General features: G+C 66.7%; 12 protein-coding genes. 2 read left to right on the top strand and 10 right to left on the bottom strand.

Translation table 11 applies throughout. The features are described 5' to 3' along the window. Positions 1 to 10: 10 nt before the first annotated feature. The gene (locus RT697_RS01525; RefSeq protein WP_313696679.1) at positions 11 to 1,432 is read right to left on the bottom strand and encodes a M20 family metallopeptidase; all 1,422 of its coding nucleotides are present in this window, start codon (positions 1,430 to 1,432) and stop codon (positions 11 to 13) included. A 116-nt stretch (positions 1,433 to 1,548) separates the two neighbouring features. Between RT697_RS01525 and RT697_RS01520 the strand changes: the two genes are divergently transcribed. Next, entirely contained in the window at positions 1,549 to 2,475 is a 927-nt protein-coding gene (locus RT697_RS01520) for a LysR family transcriptional regulator (protein ID WP_313696678.1), read from the top strand. 9 nt (positions 2,476 to 2,484) lie between these two features. Here the strand turns inward: RT697_RS01520 and RT697_RS01515 are convergent, their stop codons facing one another. The 8 genes from RT697_RS01515 to RT697_RS01480 all read right to left on the bottom strand — a co-directional run bounded on the left by RT697_RS01515 (position 2,485) and on the right by RT697_RS01480 (position 15,557). Continuing rightward, on the bottom strand, positions 2,485 to 2,982 hold the full coding sequence (locus tag RT697_RS01515) for a transporter suffix domain-containing protein (protein WP_175121286.1): 498 nt from the start codon (positions 2,980 to 2,982) through the stop codon (positions 2,485 to 2,487). Continuing rightward, on the bottom strand, positions 2,979 to 4,040 hold the full coding sequence (locus RT697_RS01510; RefSeq protein WP_313696677.1) for a DUF2955 domain-containing protein: 1,062 nt from the start codon (positions 4,038 to 4,040) through the stop codon (positions 2,979 to 2,981). Before RT697_RS01510 ends, RT697_RS01515 begins: the two co-directional genes overlap by 4 nt. Continuing rightward, complete coding sequence (locus RT697_RS01505; protein ID WP_313696676.1) at positions 4,030 to 5,070, bottom strand: HlyD family secretion protein; 1,041 nt, start codon at positions 5,068 to 5,070, stop codon at positions 4,030 to 4,032. The genes RT697_RS01510 and RT697_RS01505 overlap by 11 nt, the downstream gene beginning before the upstream one ends. Before the next feature lie 187 nt (positions 5,071 to 5,257). Continuing rightward, a complete protein-coding gene (locus tag RT697_RS01500) occupies positions 5,258 to 6,817 on the bottom strand; it encodes an efflux transporter outer membrane subunit (RefSeq protein WP_313696675.1) in 1,560 nt (519 codons plus the stop codon). A gap of 313 nt (positions 6,818 to 7,130) precedes the next feature. Beyond that, positions 7,131 to 8,120 (bottom strand): polysaccharide pyruvyl transferase family protein, encoded by a 990-nt coding sequence (locus RT697_RS01495; protein WP_313696674.1) that lies wholly within the window; start codon positions 8,118 to 8,120, stop codon positions 7,131 to 7,133. 83 nt (positions 8,121 to 8,203) lie between these two features. Beyond that, positions 8,204 to 11,302, bottom strand: a complete 3,099-nt coding sequence (locus tag RT697_RS01490; RefSeq protein ID WP_313696673.1) for an efflux RND transporter permease subunit — start codon at positions 11,300 to 11,302, stop codon at positions 8,204 to 8,206. Next, positions 11,299 to 14,379, bottom strand: coding sequence for a multidrug efflux RND transporter permease subunit (locus tag RT697_RS01485; protein ID WP_313696672.1), 3,081 nt, complete (start codon positions 14,377 to 14,379; stop codon positions 11,299 to 11,301). The genes RT697_RS01490 and RT697_RS01485 overlap by 4 nt, the downstream gene beginning before the upstream one ends. Then, complete coding sequence (locus tag RT697_RS01480) at positions 14,376 to 15,557, bottom strand: efflux RND transporter periplasmic adaptor subunit (RefSeq protein ID WP_313696671.1); 1,182 nt, start codon at positions 15,555 to 15,557, stop codon at positions 14,376 to 14,378. The genes RT697_RS01485 and RT697_RS01480 overlap by 4 nt, the downstream gene beginning before the upstream one ends. Positions 15,558 to 15,709: 152 nt before the next feature. Between RT697_RS01480 and RT697_RS01475 the strand changes: the two genes are divergently transcribed. After that, positions 15,710 to 16,666 (top strand): molecular chaperone DnaJ, encoded by a 957-nt coding sequence (locus RT697_RS01475; protein WP_313696670.1) that lies wholly within the window; start codon positions 15,710 to 15,712, stop codon positions 16,664 to 16,666. 48 nt (positions 16,667 to 16,714) lie between these two features. Here RT697_RS01475 and RT697_RS01470 read toward each other — a convergent pair whose 3' ends face one another. Beyond that, the gene (locus tag RT697_RS01470) at positions 16,715 to 17,965 is read right to left on the bottom strand and encodes an NnrS family protein (protein WP_313696669.1); all 1,251 of its coding nucleotides are present in this window, start codon (positions 17,963 to 17,965) and stop codon (positions 16,715 to 16,717) included. Positions 17,966 to 18,100 lie beyond the last annotated feature (135 nt).

The raw sequence follows: 18,100 nt of genomic DNA, 5'->3' as shown, positions 1-18,100 counted from the left end.
CTCGGTCGGGTCAGGCGTAGGAGGTCGAATGGGCGCAGGTTTGTTCGAGCAAGTCGGCGCCCTGTGTCCCCAGATCCCAGAAAAGGCCAGCCATGATGGCCAAGCCTTCCCGGGCGACACTGCCCAGAAGATGTTCGTTTGGCGCATGCTGCGCGCAGGCGGGGTAGGAGTGAGGCACCCACAGGGTGGGCAGCCCAAGTTGGTCGGCAAAAATGTCGTTGGGCAGGGAGCCCCCCAGGTTGGGCAACAGGGCCGGCCGCTTTCCGGTGGTGCGCTCGAGCGAGGCGGCGGCCCAGCGCACCCACGGGGTGTCGGGCGACAGGCGCGTCGCGCCCGCCTGCATGCCGATACGAACCTCGACGTCGTCGAAGCCGCCCAGATGCAGGTGCTCGACCACGTGTTCTTGCAGGGCGCGCCAGTCGGTGCCGACCACGAAGCGCAACTGGCACCACGCCGCGGCTTCCGGAGGGATGGCGTTCACGGGCTTGGCGGGGTCGCCGGCGCCGAATGTCAGGACGTCAAGACTGTTCCAGCCGAATACCTTTTCCGGCGAGGTCAAGCCGGGTTCGCCCCACCAGGCGGTGATGTCCGGATCGTCTTCGCCACCACCGACTTCCAGGTCTGCCAGCGCCAGGGCGACCGCAGCGGGGATGGGCGGGGGCCGCAACCCGGGCACGGCGATGCGGCCGTTCGCGTCCACCAGCGAACTGATCGCATGCGTCAGCCGGATTGCCGGGTTGGAGAGCAGTCCGCCCCAGTTGCCGGAATGGTAGCCGCGTTCCCGAGCCCGCACCTTGAGTTCAAAATTGACCGCGCCGCGCGAGCCCATGAACAGCGTGGGCCGCGCGGCGTTCAGGCGTGGCCCGTCGCTGGCGATGAAGACGTCGGCGGCCAGAAGATTGCGGTGCGTCTTGCAGAATGCGGCCAAGCCGGGCGAGCCCGCTTCTTCGCCGGTTTCGATGAGCCAGATCGTATTGAATCCCACCGTGCCGCCGCGCACGGCAATGACGCGCGACAACGCCTCGAGGTTGATCGAGTGCTGTCCCTTGTTGTCTGCCGTGCCGCGCCCATACCAGCGGTCGCCTTCAACCTGCAGGCGCCAGGGGTCGCGGCCGGATTCCCATTTGGCGGCGTTGCCCCGCACTACATCGCCGTGGCCGTACATCAGTACGGTGGGCAATTCGGCCGCTTCGATCCGACGCGCCACCAGGATAGGCAGGTCTACCCCGGCGGGATTGGGATGCACCTCGCAGGAAAAGCCCAGTGCCGCCAGTCGCGGGACCAGCTCCATGGTCAGGTAGGCGTGCTGCGCCGGGGCCTGGGTCGCCACTTCGCTTTCGGTGGGGTAAGCAACGCGGCGGGCAAGGGTGTCCTGCAGGGCGCCGCTGTCAAACGCTTCTGTTGCGTGGAGAATGGCTTGTTCGCGGGTCATGGCGGACTCTCGAGGGCAGTGTGGGAAAGCAAAACTTATTACGCTTCTTCGCGTGCCACAATTAGATATTTCGCACTTTTGCGTTGCCATAAAGGCACGACACCCAGGAGTCGCTCATGATTTCCCTCGGCCTAAGATATTTCCTGGAAGTCGCGCGGTGCGGTTCGATCGCAGGCGCTGCGGCGGCGCTGCATGTGGCGGCATCCGCCGTCAGCCGTCAGATCGCCAAACTGGAGGACAGTCTGGGCATCGCGCTGTTTGAACGCCAGGCGCGCGGCATGGCGCTTAGCGAGGCCGGCTTGCAGCTCGCCGCTTACGCCAGGGCCGCCGCGCTGGAGGCCGAACGCGTCACCACGGAGATCCGGCGGCGCAGCGCGCTGGGCGATGTCACGATCCGGCTGGCCTGCAGCGAGGGATTCGCCCATCGTTTCCTGCCGATGTGCATGGCCGAGTTCAAGCAGATCCGGCCCGAAACGCGCTTTCATCTGCAGGTGGACCGGCCTGAGGAAGTCATTCGGAGGATTCTCGAGGGAATGTCGCAGATCGCGCTGCACTATACGGTGGCGCAGGACGATCGTCTGAAGACCGAACTGCTGACCCGGGCGCCGGTGTACGCGGTAATGTGCCGGCGGCATCCGCTTGCCGCGCGCCGAGCGATCAGCCTGCGTGACCTGAGGGAGGTGCCGGTATCGGTCGGAGATACCGGCACGACCGTGCGGCAGCTTTTCGATACGGCGTGCGCCAACGCAGGGCTGCATATCGAGCCTGCGTACGTATCCAACAATTCGGCGGCTTTTCTGCCCATGCTGCCTGGCAGCCGAATCGTGGCGCTAACGGGATACCTGACGTTAATGGGCGATCCGCAGGGCACCGCCCTGGCCGCGGTGCCCTTCAGCAACCCGGAGATGCGCCAGCGCAGCATCCAGGCCGTGACTCTGCAAGGACGCACCTTGCCGCCGCTGGCCAAGGAGTTTCTGGAGTTCATGGCGGTGCGGCTCACCGCCGCACCGCGCGCTCCGGATCTGGACAGAGGCGGCGCGTGACGAGCGGTGCTAGACCGACCGCACGAACAACGCGCGCAGCTTGTTCCAGAAATCGCCGCCCAGCACGAAAAAGCTCGCCACCAGCATGACGTCGCCCAGCAGTTGCGCCTGCCAGAGCCGCGGCCGGAAGCCGGGCCAGATCTGGTCGACATAAGGTTCCAGCATCGACGTCAGCAACGGCAGGATGAACATCACCATGCCGATGGCGTGGCGCACGGGGCCCACCTTCTGCACGGGCGCCAGCTTCTTCGCATGACCGCCGATGATGGCCTTGAGCTGCTGGAATCCCTCTTTGCCCATGACGGCGATGCAGGTGATGAGCAGCACCTTGTTGGCGATGAAGATGGCGCCGGTCAGGGCGGCAATGCGCGATCCGGGAATGTCCATCGCGGCGCCGATGGGGATCAGGAACCACAGCGCGAAAGCCAGGATGAAGATCCCGATTCCGCACTTGAAGCGCCAGCCCATTGCCGGCGCGGGTTGGGTTGGCATGTCTTGGACACTCATGGCGGTCTCCTTGCAAGGGGGGGGAATTTGGGCTGTGCGCGCGGCCGGGTTTCGAGCAACTGCAGCATCAGGCAGGCATATAAGGTGACGGCAATGAAAAGTCCCATGCGCACCGCGAAAGCCGTGTACACATCCTTGCCCGCGACGCTATCCTGCACCGACTGGCCCAGCAGGATGATCAGCGTGATCAACGTGTTCAGCCAGAAGCTGGGCGGATGCGGCGTGGGACTCAACCGGTAGAGCTTTCTGGCCATCACCAGCGCGAACAGCAGCATCCACAGGAAGTACATCCACAGGCTGGGGAACGGCCGCAGGGCGATCCAGAACGCCACGGCAAGCACGCCGGCCAGCAGCGTCGACCCCAGGATCTCGCGCGCCGCGCCATGCGCTGCCGTGACGCAGCTCTGGCGGCCCAGGCTGACCGCCTTCAGGATGATGGGCATGTAGCCCAGGGGATCGGTCATCGCCAGCAGAAAGGCCGGCAGCACGACCAGCGCCGCGCGCAGGGCCATGCGGGTCGCCTCGGCGGCGGGCAGGACAGGTGGGGGCGGTGGAGCCGGCAGGCCGGGCGGTTCGGGAAACAGCGCGTGGCAGACGCCGAGCACCAGGGCGGCCAGCAGCAGGGCTTTGACCAGCGCCTCGATCACCGTCACCGCCAGGCCGAAGTCCAGGGTGCCTGCCGCGGAAATCATGGTCAGGCCAATGATCAGGAAGGTGGACACCAGGTTGTTGCCGCCGCGCAGCCCATGGCGGAACGCCAGGAACAGGCACAGGCCGACGATCAGCACGCCGCCGGCCGGGTAGTAGCGCAGCAGCGGAATCAGCAGCAGTCCGCTGCCCGTGGTGAACATCGCGACCAGCGCCAGACCGAGCCCGGCCTTCAGCGAGAGCGGCCGGTTCATCTGCGCCAGCAGGAATACGCCCAGCACCGGCGCGATCATCGGGATCGGCATGTCCAGGCCGAAGCTGATGGCCAGGCACAGCGCCGTCCCCACACCCAGTCGCAGGGCGCGCTGACCGCGGGGGTCTCGCGGGGCGGGGATGGCGTCAGTAGGCATAGGAAAGCCAGCTCATCAGCCGCAGGTACAGGCGGCCCAAGGGGTTGAGCGGATTGCCGGGATGCGGAAACGCCATCACTTCGGCCTGACCGCCCACCCGGATGCCGCGCAGCGAGGGAAGCTGTCCGGGATCGAGGTCGATGGCGACCGGAAAACGTTGGGCGGGGCGCAGCCAGTCGCGGCTGTTCTGCACCGTGGGCAGGCTGCCGGGCTGTGTCGGCGTGCCGACGTTCACGCCATAGCCCACGCTGCGCACGCGGCCTTCGAATACCTGCCCGGGCAGCGCGTCCAGGATGATCGCGACCGGCGTCCCGGGGTCAACGTGGCCAAGGTTGTTTTCGGTCATTTCCGCGTTGATCCACACGTCGTGGATGGCGATCAGCGTCATCACCGGTTTGCCGGCCGCGGCGAACTGGCCGGCGTCGGTGCGCAGGTCCGTGACCAGCCCGGCGGCGGGGGCGCGCACTTTCGTGTTGGCCAGATCCAGTTCCGCCTTTTCGACGGCGGCGGCGGCGCTGCGCAGCTTGGCGTTGTCTTCCTCGCTGCCGCCTTCCTGCTCGCGCGCCCGCTGCACCTCGGCACGCGCGGCCGCCACCTGGCTGACCGCCTGCGCCAGATTGGCCCGCGCGATTTCCAGCCGGCGCAGCGATATCGTGCCCCGGTCATCCCGGTACAGGCGCTCGAGGCGGGTGCTGTCCTGGCGCGCGCGGACTTCGTTGGCTTGCGCCGCGCGCAGGGACGCCTGCGCCGATTCGATGCCGGCCGTACCGGCGCCGATCTGGCGGCGCGTGGCGTCCAGGTCGGCGCGTGCGCGGTCGAGCGCGATCCGGTAGTGCTCGGGGTCGACGTCGAACAGCACGGCGCCCGACTTCACGTCCTGGTTGTTGCGCACATGAACCTGCGTCACCCGGCCCGCCACTTCGGACGCCACCGGCACCACGAAGGCCTCCACCCGCGCCTGCTGCGTGTATGGCGTGTAGCGGTCCGCCAGCAGATACCAGACGAGGCTGATGACGATGACCAGGAGCACCCAGCGGACACCCTTTTTGGCGGGATCCGCCGGTGACGGTGGGGCGGCCGGCGGTGCGGGCGGCGGCGGTGGCGGCTCCGGCGGCTCCGCCGGCTCTGACCGCGCGGCGCGGGCCGGCGTGGTGCGGGCCGATGAGGCAGGGCTCGCCGCAGGCGCAGGGCGGGCCGTCGGTGGCGCAGGCCTGGGATCAATCATCGGGTCGCCTCGTGGTTTTGGAAAGCGCGGACACCGGGGCAGGCCGCCCGGCCTCGGACAGCAGGTCGCCCCAATTGGTGCGCCGCTGCATCTGCTCTCGCGTGGCCGGATCGATGACGGGCTGGTCGCTGTACCAGCCGCCGCCCACTGCCTTGTACAGCGCGATCAGGTCGCGCACGGCGTTGCCCCGGTTCACCAGATACGTGTCCTGCTGCGTCGCCAGCGCGCGCTGCGCGTCCAGCACCCGCTGAAAGTCGGAATAGCCCTCGCGGTACAGCGCGGTCGCCAGCGTCAACGACCGCTTGGCCGCCAGCGCCGAGTCGTAGAGGATGCCGTCGCGCTCCAGCGCCTTGACCAGCCCGGTGGCGGCGTCGTCGGCTTCGCGCGCCGCCTGGCGCACGGCGTCCTGGTAGATCACGATGAGCTGCTGCAGCCGCGCATCCTGCAGGCGCACCGTGTTGGTGATCCGGCCGTGGTCGAAGACGTTCCAGGTCAGGCTGGGACCGGCAAACAGCGCCGCGCCGCCCGACGTGCCGGCCAGCGACGTCGCGGTCCAGGCGATGCTGCCCAGCAGCGTCAACGAAGGGTAGAGATCAGCCTTGGCCACGCCCACCTGCGCGGATTGCGCCGCGATCCGCAGCTCGGCTGCGCGGATGTCCGGACGCCGCAGCAGCAGGTTGGCCGGCACGTCCTGCAGCACGGCCCGGTCGATCAGCGGAATCACGGCCTCCCGGGTCGCCAGGTCGGGCAGCTCCGGCATCGGGCCGGGCGGCTTGCCCACCAGCACCGCCAGCGCGTTGCGGGTGCGCGCGATCTGGCTTTCGAATTCCGGGATCGTGCTGAGCGTGCCAAGGTACTGCGTGCGCGCCTGTTGCAGATCCAGTTCGTCGGTCTCGCCGCTGGTGAAAAGGCGCTCGGTGATCTCGTAGCTGCGCTTCTGGATGGCGGCATTGTCCCGGGCAATGCGCAGCCGCGCCTCAGCCGTGCGCAGCGCGTAATAGCTTTCGCCGACCTGCGCGTGCAGCAGCACCAGCACGTCTTCGCGGTTTGCCTCGGCCGCGAAGTAGGCGGCGTCCGCGGATTCGACGGCGCGGCTGAAACGGCCCCAGAAATCCAGCTCCCAGCCGATCGTGAAGCCCGCGCTGTATTGCCAGAAGCTGCTGGGCCGCGGATTGCCTTCAGATGAGCGCGATGACCGATGCTGGTACAGCGCGTCCGCGCCGATAACCTGGGATTGCGGATACAGCCCGCTGCGGGCAATGCCAAGCTGGGCGCGCGCCTCCATGATCTGCAGGCCGGCCACCTGCACGCCGGGATTGTGCGCGTCGGCCTGGGCGATCAGGGATTCAAGAACGGGGTCGTCAAAGATGCGCCACCACTGCCGGGCGTGCGGCTGGGAGCCTTCCACGGTGGCCTGTTGCAGCGCGGGCGTGTCCCACTGGCTGGACCAGTCGACACGCTGGGGCTCGAAGTCGGGTCCCACCTGCACGCAACCGGCCAGGCACAGCACGCCGGTCAGAAGCAGTCGATTCGAACAAGTCATCGGCCACATTGGGCACCAGGTCTGTCAGAGGCCTAACTGCAACTGTCCATGTGAACGACGGGAAACCATCGTGCGCCCTGGACACCGGAGCGCCGGGCGCTAACGCGGTCGTGCCGTGTGCGACGGCGGCCCGCGTCACCCGAACGTATCCGCGGACGGCGTCTTCGAACGCCGGGGCGGATCCGCCTGCTCTTGTGTGGTCGATTCTATTCACCTTTCGTTGCCGCTGCCAGCGAAAGGTAAGGCGCCGAGGGGTAAGGCACCGAGGGGTAAGGCATCGAAGCGGGCGTCACAGGGCGGTGGCGCCAATTTCGCCAGCCAGTCAGCGCTTGCCGAAAAGGCTCCGAAGGCGCCAGTGGCGCTTCGACGCTTTGGGCGGCTGCAGTACCGGGCGGGCCGCATAGCATTTCGACAGCGTGGCCAGGTCGTCGTCCGCGGGTTTCCGGTCGTCGAGCAAGTGCCGCGCCACATTGAACATGGCGCTTTTCAACGGCTCGATGTCGAGCGGGCGAACCTGCCAGTCTATCGAAGAAAACTCGGTGGGCGTATACAGCGGGAGCAGCCGGTCGATTGCCGTAAACCGGTCGTCCCAGTCGCGCCGAGCCAGCACCACCGGAATGCCCATGGCGACACACGGACTGGCCACATGAAGCAGCGGCGTCACCACGACCGAAGCCTTCGTGTAGACGTCCAGGTAGGACTGCGCCAACGCATCCATCTTCGCGACCGAGTCGTCGCTCAGGGGGATCTCACCCACGGGTTCGCGCTGGTAGACGAGGCGCGCGTTCTCGAGCAGAGGTTTTGGAACGTTTTCAAGCAGCTTCTGCTGCAGGACGCCAGACCCCGCGCCAAACGCGATGACGGGCAAGGCGGTGGCTGCCGTCTGGTCCCGTTTGTCGAACGTCAGCGTCGCGCAGCCCGTGACGAAGGCCGCAATGCCGTGTTTGTCGAACAGGCTCTTGGTGGCGTTGTCCCTGCAACCGATGGGCTGATGTTGCTTGAACAGAGGCTTGTTCTTCGTGATGACCGACTCTGATTCCGCATTGAAGCCGAAGAAGACCGGCGTGATCTGAGGTGGCAGAGGAAAACAGCGCTCGTTGAAGCAGCCGTTCATGATGAGCTTCACGGGCGGTCCCGCGTACTGCTTCAGGGAGTCGCGATCGATTCCCACGATGTTTGCGTCGTCAACGGCGAGTCGTCTCAGCAGGCGGCGCACCGCGATGGACTGGATGCTGTCACCGACGTTGGCGGTTTGACGTTTGGCGTCGGCGCCATACCGGAATTCGAGGTAGCCGATTTTCTGCGTGTACATGGCTGTTGCTTGTGCGGGCGCGGGCAGGGAAATGCGCCTTCGTAAAAAATGCCGGCACAAATTGTAATTTATCGAGATTGCGATCAGGGCGAGCCGGCTTTTTCGTCGTCATTCGCACGCCGTCCACGCCGAATGAACCCCGCGCGATGCCGCAAGCGCTCCAGCGCCAGATACACGATCGGCGTCGTATACAGCGTCAGGAACTGGCTGATCATCAGCCCGCCAATGATGGCGACACCCAGCGGACGCCGTAATTCCGATCCTTCGCCCATGCCCAGCACCAGGGGCAAAGCGCCCAGAAGTCCCGCCAGGTTGGTCATGACGATGGGCCGCAGGCGCAGCATGGCCGCGCGATGGATGGCCTGTTCGGGCGTCAGGTTTTCGCGCCGCTCCAGGCTGAGGGCGAAGTCGATCATCAGGATGGCGTTCTTCATGACGATGCCCACCAGCAGGAACAGTCCCAGCAGGGCGATCAGGGTGAACTCGATGCCTGCCAGCCGCAGCGCCAGCAGCGCCCCGACCCCGGCCGACGGCAGCGTGGACAGGATCGTCAGCGGATGCAGCGGGCTTTCGTAAAGAATGCCCAGCACCAGGTAGATGGCGACCAGCACGCCCAGGATCAGCCAGGGCTGGTCCTGCAGGCTCTGCTGGAAGTTGCGGGCATCGCCGCCCAGGCGGGTCTGGATATACGAGGGCACCATCAGCTTGGCCGTTGCGGCATCGATGGCGGCCAGGCCCTGTTCCAGCGACACCCCCGGCGCCAGCGAGAATCCGACCCACACCGCGGCAAACAGGCCATCGTGATAGACGCGGTCGTTGACCAGCCCGTTGTCGTAGGTGGCGAACGCGGTCAGCGGGACGCGGTTGCCGTCGGCGGCCACGACGTGCACCTGTTCCAGGACTTCCGGATCTTCGGTGTAGCGCGGGTCCAGTTCCAGCACGACGCGGTACTGGTTCATCGCGTCGTACAGCGTCGCGACCTGCCGCTGGCTGAACGAATTGCTCAGGACGCTGCTGATGGTGTCCATGTCCACGCCCAGGCGCTGCGCGGCGCTGCGGTCAATGTCGATCACGACCTGCTGCGTGGCGCCGTCGCCCTGCGCGTCGACGTCGCGCAGTTCGGGGATCTCCTGCATGGCCTTGGAGATCTTGCGCGACCATTCCCGTAGCGCCGGCACGTCGCTGGCCATGATCGCCAGTTCATGGTCGCCGGAATTGCCGAAGCCGCCGGGCATGCGCAAGTCCTGGTCCACGTTCAGGAAGAACATGCCGCCCGGCACCGCCGGCGCGTTGGTCCGCATCCAGTTGATGACCTCGGTCGAGGACCCCGCGCGTTGGGCGGCCGGCTTCAGCCGGATTAGGAACAGCGAATTGCTGATCCCCAGACCGCCGCCGTTGTAGCCGATGACGTCGTCGACGGCCGGGTGCTTGAGCACAAGCTGCCGGTACTGGTCGATCTTGGGCTGCATGACCTGAAACGAGAAACCGTCGTCGCCGCGCACAAAGCCCATGAGCTGGCCGGTGTCCTGCACCGGCAGAAAGCCCTTGGGCGCCTGGACATACAGATAGACGTTCAGCCCGACGACGCCGGCCAGAAGCAGCAACGTCAGGCGCGCGTGGCCGAGCACGCGCGATAGCGACACGCCATACCAGTCGTGGATGCGGGCAAACACCGCCTGCATACGGGAGGGCTTGGCCGCGACGTGGCTCGCGGGCCGCAGCCAGCGCGCGCACAGCGCCGGAATGATCGCCACCGACACGACCAGCGAGATGACGGTGGCGGCCACCAGCGTGATCGAAAACTCGCGGAACAGCCGCTCCACCAGGCCGCCCATGAACAGGATCGACACGAACACCACGCTCAGCGCCACGGTCATCGCAACCAGCGTAAAGCCCACTTCGCGCACGCCGCGCAGGGCGGCCTTGACCGGGGTAAGCCCGCGCTCCAGATGGCGCGAAATGTTCTCCAGCACGACGATGGCGTCGTCCACCACCAGCCCGGCGGCCACGATCAGCGCCATCAGCGACAGGTTGTTCAGCGAAAAGCCCCACGCGTACATGACGGCAAAGGTGGCGATGAGGCAGACCGGAATCGCCACGCTGGGAATCGCGGCGGCGCGGGCATTGCCCAGGAACAACCACACCACCAGGATGACCAGCCCGGCGGCCAGCGCCAGCGTGATGTGCGCTTCGCGCAGCGTCGCCTTGATGCCCGGCGAGCGGTCCAGCGCCACGGTCAGGTCGACGTCGGCCGGCATGAGTTGGCGCAGCCCCGGCAACGCCTGGTTGATGGCGTCGATGGTCTCGATGATGTTCGAGCCCGGCTGGCGGCTGATGGTCAGCACGACCGCCGGGTTGCGGTTGTGAAAGCCGCTGCTGTAGCGGTTTTCGACCGAATCGCTGACGCGCGCCACCTGCGACAGCCGGATCACGGCGCCGTCCTGGTAGCGCACGATGAGGCTGTCGTAGTCCTGCGCGCGGCGTGGCTGTTCGGGCGTCCCGACTTCCCATCGCTGGCCGGCCGAATCAAGCTGGCCCTGCGGGCCCATGGGGGCGGCGTTCGAAATGGCCTCGCGCACGTCGTCCAGCGCCACGCCGTAATGCGCCAGCGCGTTCGGATTGACCTGGACGCGCACGGCCGGCAAAGAGCTGCCGCCCATCGTCACTTCGCCCACGCCGCTGATCTGCGAGATCTTCTGCGCCAGCACCGTGGAGCCCAGGTCGTAAAGCTGGCCGGCGGGACGCGTGGGGGAACTGAGGGCCAGCGCCATGATGGGCGCCTGCGACGGATTGACCTTGCGATAGCTGGGATTGCCGGGCATGCCAGCAGGCAGTTCGGCGCGCGCGGCATTGATGGCGGCCTGCACGTCGCGGGCGGCTTCGTCGATGTTGCGGTCCAGGTCGAATTGCAGCTGCACCCGCGTCGAGCCCTGGTTGCTGGACGAGCTCATCGAGCTGACGCCCGCAATGCTGCCCAGCGCCCGCTCCAGCGGCGCGGCGACTGTGCTGGCCATGCTCTCGGGGCTGGCGCCCGGCAGGTCGGCGCGCACTTCGATGGTCGGAAAATCCACCTGCGGCAGGGGCGCCACCGGCAGCAGCCGCCACGCCACGGCGCCCAGCAGCGTCAGCGCCAGCGCCAGGAAAATGCAGGCGACCGGCCGGTGCAGCAACGCGCGGATCATTTCACCGGGCCTTCGGCGTTGACTGCCGGCGCGGCGTCAGCGCGGCGGTGGCCCAGCCGGTGGAAGAACAGGTACACGGCGGGCGTCGTGAACAGCGTCAGCACCTGGCTGACCAGCAGCCCGCCGACCATGACCCATCCCAGCGGCTGGCGCAGTTCGGCGCCGGATCCCGTCGCCAGCATCAGCGGCAGCGCGCCAAACAACGCGGCCAGCGTCGTCATCAGGATTGGGCGCAGGCGCAGCAGCGCGGCCTCGCGGATGGCGGCGTGCGGGTCCAGGCCGCGCGTGCGCTCGGCCTCCAGCGCAAAGTCGACCATCATGATGCCGTTCTTCTTGACCAGCCCGATCAACAGGATGATGCCGATGACGGCGATCAGGTCCAGCGGGCGGCCGGTGATCAGCAGCGCCAGCAGCGCGCCGACCGTGGCCGAGGGCAGGGTGGACAGGATGGTGACGGGGTGGATGGCGCTTTCGTACAGCATGCCCAGCACCAGGTACATGGTCACCACCGCGGCCAGCATCAGCCACAACGTGTTGGACAGCGACGCCTCGAAGGCCGACGCCGCGCCTTGCAGCCGCAGTTCGACGCTTTCGGGCATGCCGATTTCCTGCCTGGCCGCTTCGATGGCAGCGATGGCCTCGCCCAGCGAACCGCCCGGCGGCAGGTTGAAGGACAGGTTTACCGCGGGGAACTGCGACAGGTGATTGACCGCCAGCGGCGCGGCGCGCTCGCTGACCGTGGCCAGGGCGGACAAAGGAATCGCCAAGCCGCTTTCCGTCTGCAGATGGATACGTTCCAGCGCCTCGGGACTGGTCGCCATCGTCCGGTCCACTTCCAGCACCACGCGGTACTGGTTGGACTGCGTGAACAGCGTGGCGACCTGACGCTGGCCGAAGGCGTTGTAAAGCGCCTGCGCCACGTCGTCCATGGTGACGCCCAGGCGCGCGGCGGCGTCGCGCGACACCTCCAGATAGGCCTGGCGGCCGCCGCCTTGCAGGTCGGAAGACACGTCGGCAAGCTGAGGCGCCTGCGCCAGCCGCTGCATCAGCGCGGTGGTCCAGCGCGACAGCAGCGCGCTGTCGGGCGAGGTCAGACTGAATTGATACTGGCCGCGGCTGACGCGATCCTCGATGTTCAGTTCCTGCACGGGTTGCAGATAGAGTGAGATGCCGTTTACTTCGCGCGCCCGCGCATCCAGCCGCGCCATGATGTCGGCCAGCGGCGCGCTGCGTTCGCTCCAGGGCTTCAGGTTGATCAGCAGACGCCCCGTGTTCAGGGTGGCGTTCATGCCGTCGATCCCGATGAAGGACGACAGGGTCGCGACGTCGGGATCGGCCAGCAGGCTTTCCGCCACCGCCTGCTGGCGGCGCGACATGGCGTCAAACGACGTGCTCTGCGCGGATTGGGTCACGCCCTGCAGCACGCCGCCGTCCTGCGCGGGGAAAAAGCCTTTGGGTACCGCCAGATACAGCAGACCGGTCAGCACCACGGTGGCCACCATCGCCAGCAGCGTCAGCCGCTGGTGGCGCAGGGTCACGTCCAGCCAGCCGGCGTACCGAACCTGCAAGCGGTCCAGCAGGCCGGGACGCGACGGCTCGTGCGCCGGCAACAGGCGTGCGCACATCATGGGCGTCAGCGTCAGCGAGACGGCCAGCGAGATCAGGATGGCGACCGCCAGCGTGATGGCGAACTCGCGGAACAGCCGGCCCACCACGTCTTCCATGAACAGCAGCGGAATCAGCACCGCGATCAGCGACAGCGTCAGCGACACCAGCGTGAAGCCGATCTGCCCGGCGCCCTTGAGCGCGGCCGCCATCGGGCTGTGGCCTTGTTCGCGGTAGCGCGCAATGTTCTCCAGCATCACGATGGCGTCGTCGACCACAAAGCCCGCGCCGATGGTCAGCGCCATCAGCGTTAGGTTGTTGGTGGAGAAGCCGGCCAGGTACATGAAGCCGAAGGTGCCGATCAGAGACAGCGGCACGGCCAGGCTGGGGATCAGCGTGGCGGGCAGGTTGCGCAGGAACAGAAACGTCACCAGCACCACCAGACCCACGGCGAAGGCCAGTTCCCATTGCACGCCCCGCACCGAAGCGCGGATGCTCTCGGTGCGGTCGGTCAGGATGCGCACCTGCGCGGCGGCGGGCAGACTGGCGGTCAGCTGCGGCAGCAGCGCCTTGACCTGGTCGGCCACCGCGATGACGTTGGCGCCCGGCTGGCGCTGGATATTCACCAGCACGGCAGGTTGCTTGTCGACCCAGGCGGCCAGGTAGCGGTCCTCGGCGCCGTCTTCCACCGTGGCGATCTGGCCCAGCCGCACCGGCGCGCCGTTCTTCCAGGCGACGATCAGGTCACGGTATTCCTCGGCACTTTGCAACTGGTCGTTGGCGTCCATGATGACGGACCGCACGGGGCCGTCGAAGCTGCCCTTCGGCTGATTGGAGTTGGCTTTGGCAATCGCCTCCTGCACGTCCGACAACTGCAGGCCGCGTGCGGCCAGCGCCATGGGATTGACCTGCACGCGCACGGCGGGGCGCTGCCCGCCGGCCAGGCTGACCATGCCCACGCCCGACAGCTGCGACAGCCGCTGCGTCATGCGCGTGTCCACCAGATCGTAGACCTTGGGCAAGGGCAGGGAGTCCGACGTGACGGCCAGCGTCAGGATCGGTACGTCCGCGGGGTTGACCTTGCGATACACGGGCGGGGTGGGCAGGTCGTTGGGCAGCAGCGAATCGCTGGCGCTGATGGCGGCCTGCACTTCCTGTTCGGCCACGCCCAGCGACACGTCCAGCGCGAACTGCAAGGTGATGACCGAGATGCCGCTGCCGCTGGTGGACGACATCTGCTTCAGGCCCGGTATCTGGCCGAAGCGCCGTTCCAGCGGCGCGGTCACCGCGCGCGCCGTCACGTTCGGACTGGCGCCCGGATACTGCGTGGTGACCTGGATGATGGGGTAGTCGACCTGCGGCAATGCGGCCACGGGCAGCAGGCGCCACGCCAGGATGCCCGACAGCAGCAGGGCGATCATCAGGAACGATGTGGCGACCGGGCGCAGGATGAAGGGACGTGACAGGCTCATGCGGGCTCCTTGTCCTGGCTTTCCACGATCTGCACGTCGCGGCCGTCGTGCAGCCGGTCCACGCCCTCGACCACGACGCGTTCCTCCGCGGCCAGGCCCGCCAGCACCACGATGCGGCCTGCGTTAGCCGGCCCCAGCTTCAGCACGCGGTGGGTTGCACGGTTGTCATCGCCGATGACGAATACAAACGATCCTTCGGAGCCGAATTGCACCGCGGCAGTGGGTATGGTCACGACATCATCCTGCTGCACCACGGCGAGCCGGATGTTGACGAACTGGTTGGGAAACAGGGATTCGTCGGCATTGTCGAAGCGCGCGCGCAGCCGCACGGTGCCGCTGGCCGCCTGGATGCGGTTGTCCAGCGCCTCGAGCGAGCCTTCGGCCAGAATGCGGCGCTCGTCGGCGTCCCAGGCCTGCACGCGCAACACGGGCGTTTTCGCCTGCGCCTGACGCAGGATGTCCAGGCGAGTCTCCGAGATGCTGAACAGGGCCGACGTGGGCGCCATCTGCACCAGCGTGGTCAATCCTTCGGCGTCCGTCGCCCGCACGTGGTTGCCGGCATCCACGCGCCGCAGGCCCACGCGGCCGGCGTGCGGCGCCACGATGCGCGTGTGGCCGAGCAGGCGGCGGGCGTCGGCCACCTGCGCCTGGTTCTTCTGGCGCTGCGCGGTATACATCCGCACCTGCGCCTCGGCGGTATCAAGCTGCTGCCCGGCCACGGCTTCCTGCCGTGCGAGCTTGCGGTAGCGCCGCAGGTCCGCTTCGGCGTTGTCCAGCATCGCCTGCGTCTGCGCCAGTTCGCCTTCGGCGGATGCCAGCGCGGTCTGGAAGGGGCGCGGGTCGATCTCGGCAAGCAACTGGCCTTGCGCCACGGCCTGGCCTTCGGTGTAGTGCAGTTTGATCAGTTCGCCATCGACCTGGCTGCGCACGGTCACCTGCGCCAGCGGCGTGATGGTGCCCAGCGCGTGCAAGTCGCGCTGCAACGGGCCGGTGCGCGCCGCGGCGACGCTCACCGCGACGGGAAGCTTCCCATAGTTGGGGGGAGGAGGAGCGGCCGGGCCTTTATTGCCCGCCAGCCAGACCGCCGCACCGATCAGCAGGGCCAGCGCCAAGGCGGCCGCGATCAGGATCAGGCGTTTGCGTGAGGGGGTGGGGCCCGCTAGGAAGCGCAGGGACATCAGGGCTGCCAGGCAAGGGGATAGCGGACAGCCGAGATTCTATATTAATAATAATGATTAGCGTTATTGACGCTGATTTTCAAGAAGGGTTTGCGCGTATCGTTTAGAGTGGCGGCTGTTTTCAATACCCCGGTTTGCAAGAGGAGTGGGTCATGAGCAAAGAATCCTTCGAAAGTCAGCGTGAATTATGTGAACGCCTGCAGGAACGGCTGGCGTCCGAACGGGCCCGCCTGGCGCAGTGGCAGTCGATCGAAGCCGATTACCAGCGCAAATACACCGAGACGCTGCGGCCCCTCGAAGAAAAGCTCAACCAGCTTCGTTACAAGCTGGTGCTGTGCTTTGACCATGCATACAAGGAAATGGGCCTGTCCAAGGCCGAGCGCGAATTCGTTTCCGAACTGGTCACGGAATTCTCGGAAGAACTGCTGGTGCTGGCAACCAAGAGCGATCTGCCTGCCGGCTGCGACACCGCGCGCCTCAAGACGCTCTACAAGAAACATCGCGGATCGGACTATGACGCCAACCTGGCCGAACTGACCGAAAGCGCGGGCCAGGAACTGGCCGATGCGTTGGATCTGGAAGTTGCGGATCTGGCCTCGACGTCGCCCATGCAGCTGCTGCAGATCATCCAGGACCAGTACGAGGACGAAGACGCTGAAGAACTGCTGGAATACGCGCGTGTCGTCAAAATTCCGGCCGTGACGAACCCCGTCGCGTGGCAGGCCTTGCAAGAGGCCGAACGCCAGCGCCTAGCCCAGTCCACGGCCAACGAGGCGTCGATGAGCGACCTGCTGGGTGGCCGCGACATTCCCGACGATCAGCTGGATTCTGTCAACGCGTCGCTGGTCCTCGAGCTGGACGAAGTGCTGAGCAAGGTTCAGTTCGCCGAGGAAGGCTTCAAGCTGCGCTACGAACTGGACCCGTTTGCCACGTTCGAACCGGACGCCGTGATGGGCGAACTGGACGACGACCTCAAGGATATCCAGGAATACATCCAGGAACTGGAGCACGAGGTCATGCAGTTCTCGGATGAATCCCTGCTCAAGTCGTGGCTCAAGGCAATGCGCCGCGAAGTTGCCGCGATGGAGCGGCGCGAAGATCGGTCATGATGCGTCGGTCATGATGCGTCGGTCATGACGCAGCGGTCATGACGCCTCTCAGCCCTTAGGCCGCGATACCGGCATCACCCGCATGACCGGCGCGGCCTGCTTGGCCGCCGCATCCGCGCGCGGCCGGATCATCATCGGGAAGAACCGCCACAGGTACAGCCCCAGCGCCAACGCCCACGCCGTGGCCGACGCATGCAGCAGGCCCAGCGTGGCGGCCGTGGGCAACAGCGCCGCCAGCCGCAGCAACGCCGCCAGGATCATCAGCGCGTAGCTCACGACCATGCTGCGGTCCGTGCGCAGCGGCCGGCCAAGGTGGCCGAGCGCGGTGCGCGTCACCATGCCCAGAATCAGCACCGAAAACCCCGCCACGCCGATGACGTGGGCCGGCCATGCCTGCCGGACGACGAAACCCGACAACTGGGCCGCGCCCACCAGCAGACCGATGCCCAGGCCCAGATAGCCGGCATAGAGAATCCACAGAAGCGGCACGCGCCGCACGGCCCACGGCTTCCAGGACACCCACTGCACCAGCGCGATCACGCCGCTAGCCGCCAGTGCCGCCGCGGCGACCTGCTGCACCCCGGCCAGCAGGCAGGCAATGGCAATGACGCCAAACCCAAGCTGCCAATGGCCACTCTTGGTATGCGGAGGGATGTCCAGGCCGGCGACGGCGCGCTTGGCGAAGAATGGCATGACCCGCCTAGCGATCAGCAGGGTCAGCACGGCCATCGACAGCAGGCCGGCATTGAAAAAGCGCATCAACGTGACGTAATCGCCCTGGACAGTTGCCCACAGATACAGCCCGTTGGTTGCGCCCAGCGCCAGCAGCAGTAGCGGAACGCCGTAGTTGCGCTGGTTGCGGGTGACGGCGACGGCGCGTCCCAGCGCCCCGGCCGCCCACAGGAAAAAGAGCAGGTCGGCGGCCGCCGCAATGGCAAATGCCGGGCGGCCCGGCACCAGATAGCCCACCCGCGCCACGACCCATAACCCGCACAGAGCCGCCAGCGGGTTGCCGCGCAGGGGGTTCTTGCCCGTCCAGTTGGCGCCCGCCGTCAGCAGAAAACCCACGGCAATGGTGGCGACGAAGCCCCACAGCATTTCATGCGCGTGCCAGAACATGCCGTTCAGCACGCCCGTCAGGCGGGCCGGTGCGTGCACCCACAGCAGCACGGAAAACAAGGCCCAAAAACAGCCCGCCAAGTACAGCGGGCGAAATCCCATTTCAGTGAAAGCGCGCCATTCGGGCGGTGCCGGGCGCGGCTTTTGTGCGGGTTCTTCAATGGAAAGCAGGGTGCTCATGATGTGGCCAGTGCGGGCAGGGTGCGCCGCGTTGCGGGTTTGAACGTGTATTTGAAATACATATTAACTCCGACCGTATCCCGGCGCGATCCGCCTGCTTGATCCAGCGCAAGGCTGTCCGGAACACCCGCATGA

Source organism: Achromobacter sp. (assembly GCF_032113835.1).
Taxonomy (GTDB): domain Bacteria; phylum Pseudomonadota; class Gammaproteobacteria; order Burkholderiales; family Burkholderiaceae_B; genus Achromobacter.
This window is presented reverse-complemented; position numbering and strand designations above follow the sequence as displayed.